Below are 15,618 nucleotides of genomic sequence, written 5' to 3' on the forward strand. Positions count from 1 at the left end.
CCGTTGGGGGCGCGCCCACGATTCTCCGGCAACTATTCGCAACATTTAAGACAGATCGCAACATCCGACGTACGGTCGGAGAACCAACCCCCCCGCGGTGACGAGGTGATGGAGATGGCGACCTCCACAGCACGCATCGACGAGGCCAAGGGCATTCTCGCCGCCAGGCTCAGGGCGCTCCGCGCCGACGCCGGGCTGACAGGGCGGGCGCTGGCGGCGAAGACCGGCCTGGACCACACCAAGATCTCCAAGATCGAGAACGCGGTCCAGATGCCCAACCAGGCGGACATCCGTACGTGGTGCGAGGCCTGCGACGCGGACGAGCAGGTGGTCGACCTCATCGCGGCCGCCCAGAACATCGACGCGATGTACACCGACTGGCGCCGCCTGGAGGAGAGCGGCCTCGGCCACGTCCAGCGCTCCTTCCAGCCGCTGTACGACAAGACCCACCAGTTCCGCGTCTGGCAGCATTCGGCCGTGCCGGGCCTGCTCCAGACCGGTGACTACGCCCGGGGTCACCTGCGCGCCATCATCGACTTCCGCGGCATCCCGGACGACATCGAGGCCGCGGTCGCGGCGAGGCTGAAACAGCAGGAGATCCTGCGCAACGGGAGCAAGCGGTTCGCGTTCATCGTCGGGGAGCAGGCGCTCCGCATGCCGCTGGTCGGCCCCGAGCAGATGGCCGCCCAGCTCGACCGGCTGGCGGAGCTGACCTCCGGCACCGCGAACGTGTCCTTCGGCGTCGTCTCCGCGACGATCAGGCCGCCGCTCATGCCGCCGGAGAACTTCTGGATATACGACGCCAACCGGGTCCGCGTGGACACCGTGCCCGGCCAGATCCAGCACAAGGCCCCCAGCGACGTGGCCGTGTACGAGAAGGCGTTCCAGGCGCTGAGCGGTGCCGCGGCGTACGGGAAGGAGGCCCGCGACATGCTGCGGGCCGCGGCCGGCGGGTTCCGCGGGAAGTGACGCCCCGAGGGCGGTGGCGTCCGCGGGAAGCGATGCGCCGAGGGGAGGGAGGTTCCGCGAGAGGCGAAGATCCGTGAAGGGGATGCTTCGCGAGGGGCGAACGCGCAACATCGCGCAACATCGTTGAGGCGGGTGGCCGAAGATCCTTACCCTCGCCAGCGTGACCGTTGATCACAGAATCCCCGAAGACCTCGCGCCTTCCCCCGCCGAACTCCGGGCCCGTGAACTGGCGGCCCTGCTGGCCCGATCCCACAACATCCCGGCGGACGTCCACCGCCTGCCGTCCGGAAAGATCGTCATCTCCGTTTACTACGGCCTGGTCGCCCGCCTGGACGACACGTGCCGCTTCTGGTGGATGGTCCCGGTGCCCGCGGACCGGGACAGGCCGCTGTGGACGAGTGCCACCACCCCGGTGGCGGCTGCGATCCGGATAGCCGCTCACTACCGGGAGCTGCGCGCCCGCCCGCTGGTCCACCTGATACGCGGCGGTTACCTGCTGACCGACGTCCTGATGGAACACCACGAGGCCGCCGCCCCGGTTTGACCCCGCCGGGCGGGTCCCAGGGGTTTCCGGGAAAACCCGCCCCGTTGCCCGCAGGCCGGCAGAGCACGATGCCGCCCTGGTTATAACTGGTGTCTTATGGCATATTCGGCCCGTTCTATCGCGATAATCAATGACTTTTGTTTGTTGTAGAACAAGTGCGATGTCAGGTGTCATTTGCGACATAAGTGCGACAGAGGAATGCTTCCATGGTTCTCACCATGGATCAAAAATCATTGCCGACCACATCTGTCAATACCGATGACCTGCGGCTTCTCTATTCCAGAGCCGCTGACGATCCTGTCGCACGCGGCGACCAGGTCGGTGACCTGACCGTCGCAGGATTCGCCTTCATCGCCGATTCCGCCTCCTCCGCCGAGTTCGGGGACCAGGTCCTGGTCGAGGGGGAGGAGGAGTTGGAGTCCCCACCGAGGAGGGGTCTCCGTTCTTTCGTCGGTTCGACCAAGAGCGTCCTGCGCACCGGGCCGTCCCCGGTGCAGGAGGGGGATCTGAAGGACAGGCTGGAGTCGGCGCCGCCGTTCATGCGTGCCGCGTTCGAGCTGGCCCTGTCGGACATGGGGGAGGACGGGAGGTTCGTCGGGGCGCTGCTCGACGACATGGCCGGCGCGGGCCACCGTGCGTGGCTGGTCGGGGGTGCGGTCCGCGATCTGCTCGCTCACGGGGATGCCACGTCGGTGAACGACCTCGACTTCACCGGCACCGCCGGGCCGGGGGAACTGTGCGAGCTGGCGGCCCGTCGGCTCAGGCGCATGGGCTGCGGCGACTATCACTGGCGGGTCTCGGGCCGTCTCGTCTGGTCGGTGTCTCCCTCGGCGCCGCCCCAGCAAAGGATCATGGAGTATCGCCCGCTGGATCTCGCCGGTTTCCGGTTCCCCGCGTACGGAGGGAACCTGCTCGACGACGCCTGGTCACGAGACTTCACGGTCAACGCCCTCTACTACGACCCTCGGCTCGAAGTCGTCATCGACCCCTCCGGGCTGGGAAGGACTCACCTGGGCGCCACCAGGACCACGAACGGGGAAGGCCCTCGGACCGGCAGGAGAGTCCTGGACGTCCTCTACCGGGGGGACGACCCGACCACGCAGGCCTGCATAATCATGCGCTACCTGAAGTTCCGGCTTCGCTGGGGGGACGTCGACGCCGACGGGGTGAGGCGCTGGGTCGACGGGCTGCCGGCAGGCCTTCCCTTCAGGATTCCGGAGGCCGACTGGCCCCTGCTGCTCAAGGTGCGGGACAAGTGTCTTCCCGCGAGTCTGTCCCCTGCCGAGCAGCTAGGGCTCGCCGAGGAACTGCGCCTTTCGGAGAAGCGGGGGACGGTCGCCGAGGATCTGGTCAAGGCGCTGCAGGATCGGGCCGGATGATGTCCGCCCGCCCGCTCGGCGTCTGGGTCGCCACCACTCGGCCCCTCCGTGACGGCTCGGCCGCACGGAGGCGGGGCGACATCGTGAACGACGGGGACGAGCGCGCCGACGCCCGTTGGATGCCCGGGTTCGCCTCCGGCTGGGAGCGCTGCGGCGTGCTCCTCGACACCGGCGAGGTTCTGGGTCTGCGCCGGGACGGCACCGCGGAACTCGTCGTCGAGGTGGACGAGTGCGCGGCCCCGGTGCCGGTCACCCGGGAGGAGCTCGCCGTCGTCGCCCGGCTGGAGGAGAACTGGCCCGAAGCGGTCCTTCGGCCGGCCGACCTCGCGACGATGGCGCGGGCCGACGTGACCCTGAGGCGCCTATTGGTCGGCCGGCTCGCGCAGGAGGGCACCCCGCCGCCGGAGATCTACCACCTGCTTCCCTGGGAGCTGGTCGACCGGCTCGCCGCCCAGGCGTTGTCCATGGTCCGGGGTGGCCGGGGGAGCTCTCTCGTCTTCCTGCGTGACTGGTTCGTGCCGGTCGGGTCGCGCTTCTCGGCGGCGCTGGAGCAACTGGACGAAGGGCTCCGGGCAGAGGAGCCGGAGCTGATCCACTTGGGTGCCGCCGCGCTCTGCGTCCGCCTCAGGGACATCGCCGCCGACCGGCTCCCGCCGGCCACCCGGCAGGTGCTGGCCCAACTCGTCCGCGAACTGCCGAACCTCGACAGGTTCATTGCCGACGCCGCGGGCCAGGCGGTCGCGAGGCTGGAGGGAGCGGTGGCGCCCCGGTCGCCGCTACGACTCGACACCCGGCTGAATCCCGCCGCGAACACCTCGGAAGGGGTGCGCAGGGAGACCACGGACGCGGTGCGCGAACCGTTCTCCGTACGTCTCGGGGTCACCTCCAGGGGGAGGGTCGAGATCAGGGCCCGGACCGCCTGGGCCGCCGCCGACGAGTCGCTGCTCGCCGCGTACGGCGCGATGTTCCTGCCCGTTCTGGTCTCGGGCCCGGCTTCCAGCGCCCGCCACCTCATCTTGCTGCGCGTGGAGAGAGGAGAGCTGAGCGGACGGCTCGGCCTCGTGGTGCCATCGGGCGACTGGGTCGAGATCGAGGTCACCGGGCCGCCCCTGGGGATCGCGGAGATCTCGCTGGTCCCACCGGAAGACGTACGCCGGTCGGTCCGGGGAGCCACCACCAACAGTGTCGTGGCCGAGTGGACACGTATCGCGAGGGAGTTTCCCGAGAATCACCCCTTAAGGCTCACCATCGAGGACGAACTTTGACAGACACCACCCTGTGGGTTAACGAATGTGAGCGCTATCTCTTCGAGGAACCGAGGGACGACGATGCGGCCGAGATACTCCGCACCGAACTGAGAGGGCCGTTCCAGCCGTTGTTCGACCTGGTCGCGAAGCTGGTCGCGGCCCGGCGCTTCGACTCACTCGAAGCGTTGTACCGCGGGGTGACACCCCTTCACCACGAACTGTGCGAGATCACGGGATTCAGATCGGACCCGGAGTTCGCCCGCCGGGCCGGCGGCCCTTTCGTCCCGGAGGAGACGAGGGCGTCACACGCGGTGCGCGCGCTGGCCGGTCTGGGGCTGAGCCTCATCGCCGACGAGGTGCAGCGCGAACCCCTGCGAGCCGCTCTCGCCTGGTACGGCGAGGCACGGTACACGGCCGCGGGCGCGCCCGGATGGCGGCCGGAGGACGTGGCGGGCGACGACATCCATCTCCTCGGCCGCCTGGAGCTGCTGTGCCGGATCGCCGGTGAGGCGCGTTTCACAGGCGCGACCCTCGCCTGCGCCATGACGCTGCGGACGCTGTCCGGGGCCGGCGGGCGGACGAGCAGGCCACAGGCGATCACGGTGCTCTTCGACCGGGGCACGGACGGGCAGCTCGCCACGCTGCGCGGCACCCTGCTGCGTGGACTGCCTCCCGCGCTCGTGCCGGACGCCGCCCGGATGTCGTTGTTCTCGGGAGACGAGCGGTTCGCGGACTCCCTGCGCGCGGCCTGGCAACAGGCCGGGGCGAAGCGGGTGGAGGGCATGGTCCTGTGGTCCCTCGACACGGAGAAGGGGTCGCTTTCCCGGGTCGACGACGAGTCCCTGGGGGCGGCGTTCTCAGTCGTGATCGACGAGATCGCGCGTCTGCAGAGACCGCTGTCGGGGCTCCGCACCGTACGGCGGCTCGTGGCCAAGAACGCGGTGATCGGCGCCGTCGGGGCGAAGGGAGTGCTGCGCTCCGTCGGCGGGTACGAGCGGAAGCTCGGCAGCCTTCCCGAGAACGCCAGGGTGATCGTGCCGGAACCCGACTACAAGACCGCGCGGGCCCAGGCGAGGCCGTCCCTGGAAATCGTGCCCGCCGCGAACTGGCGCGACGCCGCCCGCCTGGCGCGGCGCAACGACAGGGGCGTCATCGTCAGGAACGCCCTCGTGTTCTTCCTGCTGCTCGCCGCGGGCGGTGGCACGTACGGTCTCGTCATGCAGGACTATCAGCGGGACGCCGAGGCCAGGGAAATGCGGCAGCGCCGGGAGGCGGTGGCGGCCCAGTTCGTCGAGGATAGCCAGAACGGCGCCGGGAACGATCCGCAACTGGCGATGCTGCTGGCGGGAGCGGCGTCGAAGCTGAAGCCCGGCCCGGAGTCCCGGTACGCGATGCGGTCCGCCCTGGTGAAGCCGGCCGTCGCCCGGCTCGACGCGGCCTGTGGCGGGGTCACCGACGTGGCCTACAGCCCGGACGGCCGCACCTTCGCGGCCGCCTGCTCGGACAGGAGCGTCAGGATCTGGGACGCCGCCACGCTGCGGCAGATCGGAGCCCCCCTGACCGGGCACGAGAAGAGAGCCCTCAGCGTGGCCTACGACTCCGAAGGGAAGACCCTGGCCAGCGGAGGGGAGGACGGGACCATCCGGCTGTGGGACGTGGCGGCCCACCGCGCGATCGGCACGCCCTTGACGGGCCACCGCGACTGGGTGACCTCCGTCGTCTTCAACCCGGTCGCCCGGCGTTTCGCGAGTGCCGGGCACGACGACACCGTGCGCCTGTGGGACCTTGACGCGCGACGCCAGATCGGTGCTCCGCTGACCGGTCATCGAGGCGATGTCCTCGTTCTCGCGTACAGTCCCGACGGTCGCACGCTGGCGAGCGGCGGTACCGACAAGACCGTGCGGATCTGGGATCCGGTCTCCCGCCGCCGGATCGGCGCCCCCATCAAGGGGCACACCGACGCGGTCACGGCGCTCGCGTTCGACAAGAGGAGGCCGCTGCTCGCGAGCGGCGGTACCGACAAGACCATCCGGATCTGGAACACGGAGACCCGGCGCGCCTTCGGCGAGGCCATCCGCGGTCACGACTCGTGGATCTCCGCCCTGGAGTTCAGTTCCGACACGATCACGCTCGCCAGCGCCGGCCTGGACAACAGCGTGAGGTTCTGGAACGTTCCCACCCACCAGGCCGTCGGGCCGGTGCTGGCGGGTCACGCCGGTCCCCTCTACGCGATGGCCTTCGCCTCCGACGGCCGGACGATCATTTCGGGTTCGGAGGACGGCACGGTCCGCGTCTGGGACATCCGCCCGCTCTTCGGGGTGGGCATCCCCTTCATCAACCACACCTGGGGCGTGATCGGGGTGGCCTACAGTCCCGACGGCAAGACGCTCGCCACCGGGGGTGAGGACAAAACCGTGCGGCTGTGGGACGTGGCCACGCAGGAGCAGATAGGAAAGCCCCTGAAAGGGCACACCGGCCCCGTCCTGTCGGTCGCCTTCAGCCCGGACGGTTCCCTGCTCGCCAGTGGAGGTCACGACGACTCGGTACGGCTGTGGGACGTGCGCAAGCGCCGTCCGGTCGGCAAGCCGATGACCGGGCACAGGGACGACGTCTACTCGCTGGCCTTCAGACCCGGCGGGAAGATCCTCGCCAGCGGGAGCCAGGACAAGACCGTCCTGCTGTGGGACGTATCGTCGCGGGAGGAGGCGGGCGTCCTGCAGGGCCACAACGGCACCGTCACCTCGCTGGCGTTCAACCATGACGGCCGGAGCATGGTGACGGGAAGCGAGGACGGCGTGATCAGGCTCTGGGACCTCACCCACCAGAACATCACCATGCAGCCGATGACCGGTCACGCCGACGCCATCCTCGGGATCGCGTACAGCCCCGACGGCCGGACGGTGGCCAGCGCGAGCCAGGACCACACCGTGCGGCTGTGGGACGTGACCACGCGCAAGCAGATCGGCACGCCGCTGCTGGGCCACCGCAACTATGTCAACTCCGTGGCCTTCAGCCCCGACGGCAGCACTCTGGCCACCACCAGCGACGACAAGACCGTCCGGCTCTGGGACGTGGAGAACGGGCGCCAGATCGGCGATCCGATCAGGGACCAGGAGACCGAACTCCTCCCGGGTCTCTACAAGGCCGCCTTCAGTCCCGACGGCCGGTATCTGGCCACGTCGATCACCAGTGATATAAACGGCATGGCCCGGCTGTGGGACGTCGGAGCTCTCACGGGCGACCCGCTGAAACACATCTGCGCCCGCGCCCGGCGCGACCTGCGTCCCGACGAATGGCGGCGATACGCCCCTGGTGTGATGCCAGTACGTCTCTGCTGAAACCGGGATGGACCATGTCGGTCACCAGGAAACACCGCTGGAGCCGCATTCCGCCGGTTACGCTGGGTCGAGCACTGTTCACACGGTTTCAGGGGCACTACATGGCGGGCGAGGTTCGGGCCGCTGGGCGGATGCTGGCGGACCTCCTGCTTGAGGAGCGCTACCGGCGGAGATGGTCTCTCGCCAGACTGCGCGACGGGTCACGAGGCGGCGGGCTCAACCAGTCGGCGGTCGCGCAGGTGCTGGCGCTCTACCTCTGGGAGTCCGGCCGCCGCTCGGAGTCCGAGGTCGCGCTCCGCCGCGAGCTGAAGGACCGGGTCAACCGGGCACTGCGCGGCGAGGTGCTGAGCGCGGAGACGCTGAGCTGGTTCGTCGGTGCCTTCGAGATGAGCCGTCATGACAGCGACCTTCTCTTCGCCACCCGCTTCCCCGCCCCGTCGAACGCCTCGCCCGCCGTGAGCGGAACGCTCCGGCAGCCGCAGTTCGTGCCGATCAGGCAACGGCATCGCACCGTGTCGGTCTTCGAACGGCGCGTCATCGGCTCCGACGGCCACCCTTGCTCACACCGGACGATCAGGGCGATCCTCGCGTGCGAGGACGGCGTCGACTTCTTCCCCTACCGCCTGTTCCGCGGTGCCGTCGAAGTGAAGGTGTTGCGGGGCGGGTACGTCGCCGCCATGCGGGAATTCACCGGCAGCACCCCGGTGCTGGAGATCGCTCTCAACAGCCCGTTGCGCGAGGGGCAGGTCGCCTCGCTCGAGTACGAGGTGAGTTTCCGGCCGGGCACCGGTGACGCGGACCTCGAATACCGGCGGGTGGCCCACGCCCGCGCGGACAACGTCGACATCGTCGTGCAGTTCGATCCCGGACGTCGCCCGCACCGGCTCTGGTGGACGATCTGGGACGACCACCGCGACGGGAAGGTCATCGTCGAGGAGCCGGCGGCGCTGGACCGGGACGCCTGCGTCCATCGTTTCGTCCCCTATCTGGAACACGCCGCCGCGGGCTTTCGCTGGACCTGGTGAACGCCGCCCGATGGCCCTTCGCCGCGTCGCGACTGTGAGGCCTCGTGGTTTCACGCCGGTCGGGCGTGCGTGACCGGGCCGGACAGCCCGCTCACCGTGCCACGGGCACCGGATCGCGACCACTCGACGTTCGAGCCGTTCGGTGCTCCCATGGTTCCAGGCGGCGTTCCGAGGACGCTCGCGAGTGTTCCCTCCTGGTGAGTGCCTTGATCGATGGCGGCTTCCGTAGCTGGAAGGAACGGAGTCATGTCAGGTCGGCATCCCTCCCGATGCCGGTACCGGCCGGATCGTTCCGAAGCCATAAGACCGAACCGGCATTGAGGAGCGCTGTGAAGTACGCGGAGGGTGAGGCCGGTCGTCCGAGAGGCAACCCCGATCCGGCGACTTCCGGGGACCACGCCCTGCGTGAGATCGAGCGGCAGCGAAGTACGGTCGATCAGATGGCCACCTCCCACTCCATGCTCAGAGGTCAGTATCGTCGCAGGGCCGTCGCCTCCACCTGTGTGCTGCTGGCCGCTTCCGTCGTCGCGACCGCGTTCGCCTTCGCGTCGGGCGACGCGAAGATATCCCTCCTTGTGATCACCATCGAGCGCTCGACCCTCCTGGGCTGGTTCGCCATGTTCACTTTCACGCTGACCCTGATCGACCTGGTGCTCGATTGGCGTGGCAGGGCGCGCGGTCACGAGGACGCCGTTCGGCAACTCGCCGTCCTCAAGGCGGAATACCGGGCGCTGCCCGCGGCGGGGGACGAGGCCGCCGCACGGGAACGCGTCTCCCAGCGTTATCAGGCGGTCATGGACGCCCTGCCTCCCGTTCCCGAAGCCAAGTTCTTGCGGCTCAAGGCACGACACCTGCGAAAGGTCGAGATGAGCCGCATCCTCTCTGATAACCCCGGCATAACCGTCAGGCAAGCGAGAAAAGTGCTTCGGAGGCGGTCGCGCGAAAAATCGTAGAAGAAGTAGAAAAGTGAAGGTAAGTGGGCGGTTGTTCTGTGGTCCCGCGTCGAGGGAAGCACTCAATTTTCCGCGTCACGGGGCCTCTCACCTGCGGTGATCGCACCTCAATGCCCCGTGTTTCGTGTTTAACTCGGACTTGCGGTAGTCACCCGACTTCCTTGGGTAGTGTCCCCGGGCCAGATGAGAGCGCGCGGTGTAGTAAAGGGGAGACGATTCATGATCAGCGTCCTGATCGCCGAGGACATGCATCTCGTCCGAGGAGCCATGGTCGCCCTGCTCTCCACGGAGAGTGACATCAAGGTCGTCGCCGAGGTCGGTCACGGTGACGAGGTGGTCCGTTCCTGCCTGCTCCACCGGCCGGACGTCGCGCTCATCGACATCGGCCTGCCCGGCACCGACGGTCTCACCGCGACGGCGGAGGTGCACCGCAGGCTTCCCGAGTGCGGGACGGTGATCCTGACCGGGCTCGCGACCCCGGCCGCGCTGCGCCGGGCGCTGGACGCCGGAGCGCGCGGCTTCGTCGTCAAGGACGCCCCCGCGGGCCAGCTCGCGGGCTGCGTACGCCGGGTGGCCGCCGGTGAGCGGGTCGTCGACCCCGAACTGGCCGTCGCCGCCCTCAACGCGAAGAGGAACCCGCTCACCGCGCGCGAGCTGGAGGTCCTGCAGGCCGCGGCCGAGGGGGCGCCGGTCGGGGAGATCGCCGACCGTCTCTGCCTGTCCGGCGGCACGGTACGCAACTACCTGGCGCGAATCCTCAACAAGGTCGACGCCCGCACGCGCGTCGAGGCGGTCAGGATCGCCAGGGAGGCGGGCTGGCTGTGGTCCCACGACCTGACCGAACCGATCCTGAGCCGCTACCGCTCGCTCAACTGACCGCGCCCCGCCCCGCGGGCCCCGGCGCCGCCGTGACCAGGGAGCGGTGCCGCCCTGACTAGGGGGCGGCGGCGTCGACGAGCGCCTGGAACAGGCGTCGCGGGTCCTCGGCCAGCCGGTTGCACACGTACAGCCACCACTCGGTGCCGAAGACGACGTACTCGCGGGTGGGATGGCCGCGTTCGGCCATCGCGGCGAGGCGGTCGGGGCCGAGACCCAGGAGGGTCTCGAACTCCCACGGCGCGTCGGCACGGCCCGTCCCGCCGAGATGACGGTCGATGTGGTGGATCAGGTCCCAGTCGTGGGTCGCGAACGAGCACAGGTGTCCCGAGGCGGCCAGCGCCTCGGCGTGGCGCAGGTAGGCGGCGGGCAGCGCGGCGTCCCCGCGCGCGTAGGCGACGGTCTCCGGTTCCAGGAAGGCGCCCTTGACCAGGCGGATCCTGCCCGGCAGGGCGAGGAGTCCCCGCAGGTCCTCGCCGGTGCGGTGCAGTCTCGCCTGGACGGTGATCCCGACGTGGTCGAATCGCTCGCACAGCCCGCGGTGCACCGACAGGACCGCGTCGGTGCGGTCGGAGCCCTCCGCCGAGATGATCATCTCCCGTCCGGTGCCGGCGGTGGCCTGGGCGATACGGGTGGCGTTCTCCAGGGCGAGTTCCTCGTCGATCGCCAGGCCGATGTGCGAGAGGTCGAGGGAGATCGAGCACCGCGGCGGAAGCCGGCGGGCTGCGTCGACGAACACGGCCGTCTCCGCCAGGGCCCGCTCCGGGTCACGGCAGCTCTCCCCCATGTACTCGACGTTCGCGCGGTGGCCGCCCACGAGGATCTCCGCCACGCGTTCCAGCGCGTCCGCGAGGGTCTCGCCGGCCACGAAGCGCCGGGCCACCCGCCGGGCGAGGGGACCGAGCACGGGGTCCGCGGGCACCCGCCACTTGAGCTCCTCGTCGAGCGCGAGCGTGCGCAGGACCTGGGCCGCCCCGGTGAAGGCTTCGTCGGTATCGGTGAGCTGAACGGTGGTCATCGTGCGCCTGGCTTTCGAGGGTGAGGGAATCGCCGGTCCGGCCGGCCCGATGCCAGCTTTCCAGCGGCCCGCCGGGCCAGAAAGTGGCAGAAATGACTAATATGGTGAAATTCCTGCCAGTCATCGTGCCGGGCACGTACCGTCACCAGGAGGTCCACATACTGCGCGACGTCGCCGTCCTGGCCCTCGACGGCGGGCACGCCTTCGAACTCGGGGTGTTCTGCGAGGTCTTCGGCATCGATCGCGGTGACGACGGCCTGCCCGCCTACGACTTCGCGGTCGTCTCCGCCACGGGGAGGAGCGTGCGCACCAGGCACGGCTTCCACCTCGAGACCCCGCACGGGCTGGAGCGGCTGGAGTCGGCGGACCTCATCGGCGTCCCGGCCTCCGACCCGGGCGTACGGCAGCCGGAGGAACTGTTCGAGGCGCTGCGGGCCGCGGTGCGGCGCGGAGCCCGCGTGCTCAGCATCTGCTCCGGCGCCTTCCTGCTCGGCGAGGCCGGCCTGCTGGACGGCCGCCGCTGCACCACCCACTGGCGCTACGGGGAGGAGCTCGCCCGCCGCTACCCGCGGGCACGGGTGGAACCGGACGTCCTCTACGTCGACGAGGATCCCGTCATCACCGGCGCCGGCACCGCCGCCGGGATCGACGCCTGCCTGCACCTGGTGCGCAAGGAACAGGGCAACGCCGTCGCAGGCGACATCGCCCGGCGCATGGTGGCGCCCCCGTACCGCGACGGCGGCCAGACCCAGTACGTCAGGCGTCCGGACCCGGAGCCGGGCACCGGGCACCTCGCGCCACTGCTGGTCTGGCTGGAGGCCAACCTTCACCGGGAACTGACCGTGGAGAGGATGGCCCGCCGGGCCAACATGTCGCCGCGCACCTTCGCCCGCCGCTTCAACCGGGAGATCGGCACCACGCCGCTGCAGTGGCTCACCGGCCAGCGCGTCCTGCTGGCCCAGCGTCATCTCGAGAGCACCGACGAGCCCATCGCCCTCGTCGCCGAACGAGCCGGATTTGGGTCGGTTGCCACGCTGCGTCACCATTTTGCCCGGTATCTGGGGACCACGCCCCACGCCTACCGGCGCACCTTCCGCGGCCCGCGCGAGGAGGGCGGACGGCGCGTCGTCCCTTCGGGGACGGCCTTGTCACCGTAGGGGTGGTCGTGTACGTCGAGCCGGGTGGCGGCGCCCTCGGTGTTCTCGAGCGCGTTGCGGATCCGGCCGCAGGCATGCTCACCGGCCGGGCGCGGATCCGGCGCCCGGTGCCGGCCAGAAGCCGAGATTGTGGTCGGCGGCGTAGTCGACCGGTTTGACCGCGTCCGGCTCCAGGGACTGGGTGTGCGGGACCGGGGCGGCGCGGTCGAAGCGCTCCCAGCGGGGCAGCCCCTTCCCGTTGGGATCGCCCGTCCGGGCGAAGTTGGTCCAGTAGGCGATCATCTGGTCGGACAGCCTCCGCTGGGCCGGGGTGAACGTGACCGCCTTCTCGGTGAACAGGTACGGCATGTCGCCCGCGTGGTAGGCGCCCCAGGGAAAGTCCGTCCCCAACGGCAGGAACATCGGGGCCCGGCGGTCGGCGAACTGGTAGGCGTACGTCGGCGCCTTCCCGCTGAGCAGCCCGTTCTGCTCGAAGGTGGCCCTGGCCCACATGCGGTCGGTGATCACGGCGGCCCACGCCAGCCCCGGCGAGCCGTACCGGGCGACCGGATACTCCGCGCGCACCCTCGCCGCGTCCTTGCCGAACGCGGTTTTCAGCAGCCTGCCGTACCGTTCGGCGGTCACCGGCCTGCCCGCCGCGTCGTGGAACAACCCGACGAAGATCCGGTGCTCGTCGCGGGTCGCCCCGGAGATCACCGGAACCCGGTGGAAACGACCTGCCCGCAACGCCGCGGACGGCGGTCCGGGCAGCGTCTCGCCTCCGTAGGCGTATGTCTGGAACATGTTCATGATCTGCGGCACTTCGAGGATCTTCTCCACCGGGAGGGCCCGCAGGCAGCGGAGATCCTCGCAACCGAGCCGCGGGGCCACGTACGTTCCCATCTTCTCGACCTCCGCCACCGGGCGCCAGGCGTAGGACGGGTAGGCGGGGACGCCCTCACCCATGCTGCCGGCGAGCATGTCCATCATGCCCTCGCCGCTCTGCATGACGGCCCGGTCGAACAGGCCTCCGCCGCCCGGCGAGGTCAGGTGCCCGCTGATGCTCAGCGCGCCCCACGAGACGCCGAACACCGTCACGTTCGCCGGGTCCCCGCCGAACGCGGCGGCGTTGCGGCGGACCCAGCGCAGAGCCGCCTGCTGGTCCTGCAGGCCGTACGTGCCCGACCCCTCGAGCCCCGGGTACCCGAAGCCCCCGAACACCCCGAGCCGGTAGTTGATCGTGACGACCACCACGTCCCCGCGGGTGACGATGCGGCGCACATCGCTGAGGTCGCCGGAGCCCAGGGCTCCGTCGCCGTGGATCCACACCATCACCGGCCGGTTCCTCCCGGGCGTGCGCGGCGCCGTCACGTTGAGGAACAGGCAGTCCTCGTCGGAGCCGGTCACCTTCGCGTAGTCACTTCCCACCTGCGGGCACACGCTGCCCGGCCTGGTGGCCTCCCTGGTCCCGCTCCAGGGCCTCACCGGCGCCGGCGAGTTCCACCGCAGCCCACCCACCGGCGGGGCCGCGTAGGGAATCCCCTGGAAGATCCGGTGCTCGCCCGTCACGGTTCCCCGTACGGCTCCCGCGTCCGTCCGGACCACGCTCTCGCCGGTCTTCTCCGGCGCCCGCCCCGCGGGCACGCCCGCGCACGCCGGCACCAGCATCGTCGCCGCCAGCGCGGCACTCATCGCCTTTCGTCTCATACCCTCCACGCTGTCAACGGACGGGCTGCTCCAGCAGATCCATCGATCCCGAACGCCCCAGGACAAATGTCATCTCCGGAACCGGCCGGTTCCGGGCGCTACGAGGTACGGGACCGCGGTGTCAGGACGATCCGCCCGAAGACCTCGCCCGCGTCCATCTTCCGGTGCGCCACCACGGCCTGGTCCAGGGGCAGCAGCTCATGGACCACCGTCTGGAGCTCTCCCCGCCTCACGGCGGCGAACTGCTCGCTCCGCACGGCACGCCGGTCGGTCTCGGGGACGGTGTCGGCGCTGAAGGTGGAGAAGGACAGCGACTTCTGGAACGCCGCCATCATCCGCATGCCGAAGTCCGCCGGGGGCCGGCCCGCGACGACGCCCACGACCACCATGCGGCCGTTGGGGTTGAGCCGGTCGAGGAACGAGGGCATGTCCGCGCCCGCCGCCACGTCGATGATGACGTCGTAGCCGGCCGGAGCGTCCTGGCCGCCTTCGCCCGAGCGCTCGAGCACGTGGGTCGCGCCGAGCTCGCGCAGCCGCCGGCCGCGCGCGGCCGAGGAGGTCGTGACCGCCACCGCGGCGGCGCCGCCGCGGGCCGCGAGCTGCACCGTCGTGATCCCGATGCTGCCGGCCGCGCCTCGCACCAGGACGGTCTCTCCGGGAGCGAAGCGGGCGTGGGAGAGCCCGAAGTGGGCGACCACTCCGGAACCGCCGAGGGCCACCGCGTCGACGGCGGACAGGTCGGCGGAGAGGGGAACGATCTCCTGGACCGGCACGACGGCCTGTTCGGCGTATCCTCCGCCGGTGCCGGTGAAGCCCCACACCCGACGGCCCACCCATGAGGTGTCGACGCCGTCGCCGACCGCGGTCACGGTGCCCGCCACCTCACCGCCCAGGGGCTGAACGTCCCGATGCGGGAGATCGCACGGCGCGCCGGGGTCGGACCCGCCACCCTTTACCGCCGCTTCCCCACGAAGCAACTGCTGGTCACCGAAGCCTTCGCGGACCAGATGCGCGCGTGCCGCGCCATCGTCGACGAGGGGTGCGCCGATCCCGACCCCTGGCACGGTCTGTGCCTGGTCATCGAGAGGATCTGCGCACTGCACGCCCAGGACCGGGGCTTCACCGAAGCGTTCCTGTCGGCCTTTCCCGGCGCCACGGACGTCACCGAAGGCCGCGATCACACCCTCAGGGCCGTAGCAGGACTGGCCCGCCGCGCCAAGGAGGCCGGACGGCTGCGCCCCGACTTCTCCGTCCCCGACGATCTGATTCTCCTGCTCATGGCGAACAAGGGGATCCACGCGACCACGGCCGCGGCCCAGGCCGCGGCCTCCAGGCGCTTCGCGGGTTTCGTCATCCACGCGATCCAAGCCTGTCCCACCACGCACGCTCTTCCTGCGACATGACGGGCACCCGCCGGCACGGCCCT

Annotated in this window: 13 protein-coding genes; 10 read left to right on the forward strand and 3 right to left on the reverse strand. The window is 70.1% G+C overall.

Translation table 11 applies throughout. From position 1 onward, the window contains the following. Positions 1–114 precede the first annotated feature (114 nt). From ACVCAG_RS05485 to ACVCAG_RS05520, 8 genes are all read left to right on the forward strand, one after another. A complete protein-coding gene (locus tag ACVCAG_RS05485) occupies positions 115–969 on the forward strand; it encodes a Scr1 family TA system antitoxin-like transcriptional regulator (protein WP_440082253.1) in 855 nt (284 codons plus the stop codon). Between the two features lie 160 nt (positions 970–1,129). Continuing rightward, positions 1,130–1,513, forward strand: a complete 384-nt coding sequence (locus ACVCAG_RS05490; RefSeq protein ID WP_440082254.1) for a hypothetical protein — start codon at positions 1,130–1,132, stop codon at positions 1,511–1,513. Positions 1,514–1,746: 233 nt separating this feature from the next. Continuing rightward, positions 1,747–2,892, forward strand: coding sequence for a hypothetical protein (locus ACVCAG_RS05495; protein ID WP_440082255.1), 1,146 nt, complete (start codon positions 1,747–1,749; stop codon positions 2,890–2,892). Then, positions 2,889–4,157, forward strand: a complete 1,269-nt coding sequence (locus ACVCAG_RS05500) for a hypothetical protein (RefSeq protein ID WP_447189553.1) — start codon at positions 2,889–2,891, stop codon at positions 4,155–4,157. The genes ACVCAG_RS05495 and ACVCAG_RS05500 overlap by 4 nt, the downstream gene beginning before the upstream one ends. Then, positions 4,154–7,477 (forward strand): WD40 repeat domain-containing protein, encoded by a 3,324-nt coding sequence (locus tag ACVCAG_RS05505; protein ID WP_447189554.1) that lies wholly within the window; start codon positions 4,154–4,156, stop codon positions 7,475–7,477. Before ACVCAG_RS05500 ends, ACVCAG_RS05505 begins: the two co-directional genes overlap by 4 nt. A 101-nt stretch (positions 7,478–7,578) precedes the next feature. Continuing rightward, positions 7,579–8,502 carry a hypothetical protein gene (locus ACVCAG_RS05510; protein ID WP_440082258.1) on the forward strand — a complete coding sequence of 308 codons (924 nt, stop codon included), beginning with the start codon at positions 7,579–7,581 and terminating at the stop codon, positions 8,500–8,502. 329 nt (positions 8,503–8,831) lie between these two features. Then, positions 8,832–9,455 (forward strand): hypothetical protein, encoded by a 624-nt coding sequence (locus ACVCAG_RS05515; RefSeq protein WP_440082259.1) that lies wholly within the window; start codon positions 8,832–8,834, stop codon positions 9,453–9,455. 219 nt (positions 9,456–9,674) lie between these two features. Next, positions 9,675–10,331 (forward strand): response regulator transcription factor, encoded by a 657-nt coding sequence (locus ACVCAG_RS05520; RefSeq protein WP_362846521.1) that lies wholly within the window; start codon positions 9,675–9,677, stop codon positions 10,329–10,331. 58 nt (positions 10,332–10,389) lie between these two features. On the opposite strand, the gene ACVCAG_RS05525 is transcribed toward ACVCAG_RS05520, so the two are convergent. Next, complete coding sequence (locus ACVCAG_RS05525) at positions 10,390–11,349, reverse strand: proline dehydrogenase family protein (RefSeq protein ID WP_447189555.1); 960 nt, start codon at positions 11,347–11,349, stop codon at positions 10,390–10,392. Between the two features lie 101 nt (positions 11,350–11,450). Between ACVCAG_RS05525 and ACVCAG_RS05530 the strand changes: the two genes are divergently transcribed. Further along, complete coding sequence (locus ACVCAG_RS05530; protein WP_447189604.1) at positions 11,451–12,506, forward strand: helix-turn-helix domain-containing protein; 1,056 nt, start codon at positions 11,451–11,453, stop codon at positions 12,504–12,506. A gap of 78 nt (positions 12,507–12,584) precedes the next feature. Here ACVCAG_RS05530 and ACVCAG_RS05535 read toward each other — a convergent pair whose 3' ends face one another. Together ACVCAG_RS05535 and ACVCAG_RS05540 are read right to left on the reverse strand one after the other, a co-directional pair. Continuing rightward, positions 12,585–14,192, reverse strand: coding sequence for a carboxylesterase/lipase family protein (locus tag ACVCAG_RS05535; RefSeq protein ID WP_447189556.1), 1,608 nt, complete (start codon positions 14,190–14,192; stop codon positions 12,585–12,587). Between the two features lie 98 nt (positions 14,193–14,290). Further along, positions 14,291–15,061, reverse strand: coding sequence for a zinc-binding dehydrogenase (locus ACVCAG_RS05540; protein WP_440082262.1), 771 nt, complete (start codon positions 15,059–15,061; stop codon positions 14,291–14,293). A gap of 39 nt (positions 15,062–15,100) precedes the next feature. On the opposite strand from ACVCAG_RS05540, the gene ACVCAG_RS05545 reads away from it, so the two are divergent. Further along, the gene (locus tag ACVCAG_RS05545; protein ID WP_440082263.1) at positions 15,101–15,595 is read left to right on the forward strand and encodes a TetR family transcriptional regulator; all 495 of its coding nucleotides are present in this window, start codon (positions 15,101–15,103) and stop codon (positions 15,593–15,595) included. Positions 15,596–15,618: the final 23 nt, after the last annotated feature.

Source organism: Streptosporangium sp. G12, assembly GCF_052983175.1.

Excerpts from the sequence above, each read along its gene's own strand:
- ACVCAG_RS05525 (WP_447189555.1), bottom strand. The coding sequence starts at position 11,349 with ATGACCACCGTTCAGCTCACCGATACCGACGAAGCCTTCACCGGGGCG.
- ACVCAG_RS05535 (WP_447189556.1), bottom strand. The coding sequence starts at position 14,192 with ATGAGACGAAAGGCGATGAGTGCCGCGCTGGCGGCGACGATGCTGGTG.
- ACVCAG_RS05545 (WP_440082263.1), top strand. The coding sequence starts at position 15,101 with ATGCGGGAGATCGCACGGCGCGCCGGGGTCGGACCCGCCACCCTTTAC.
- ACVCAG_RS05520 (WP_362846521.1), top strand. The coding sequence starts at position 9,675 with ATGATCAGCGTCCTGATCGCCGAGGACATGCATCTCGTCCGAGGAGCC.
- ACVCAG_RS05530 (WP_447189604.1), top strand. The coding sequence starts at position 11,451 with ATGGTGAAATTCCTGCCAGTCATCGTGCCGGGCACGTACCGTCACCAG.
- ACVCAG_RS05500 (WP_447189553.1), top strand. The coding sequence starts at position 2,889 with ATGATGTCCGCCCGCCCGCTCGGCGTCTGGGTCGCCACCACTCGGCCC.
- ACVCAG_RS05485 (WP_440082253.1), top strand. The coding sequence starts at position 115 with ATGGCGACCTCCACAGCACGCATCGACGAGGCCAAGGGCATTCTCGCC.
- ACVCAG_RS05510 (WP_440082258.1), top strand. The coding sequence starts at position 7,579 with ATGGCGGGCGAGGTTCGGGCCGCTGGGCGGATGCTGGCGGACCTCCTG.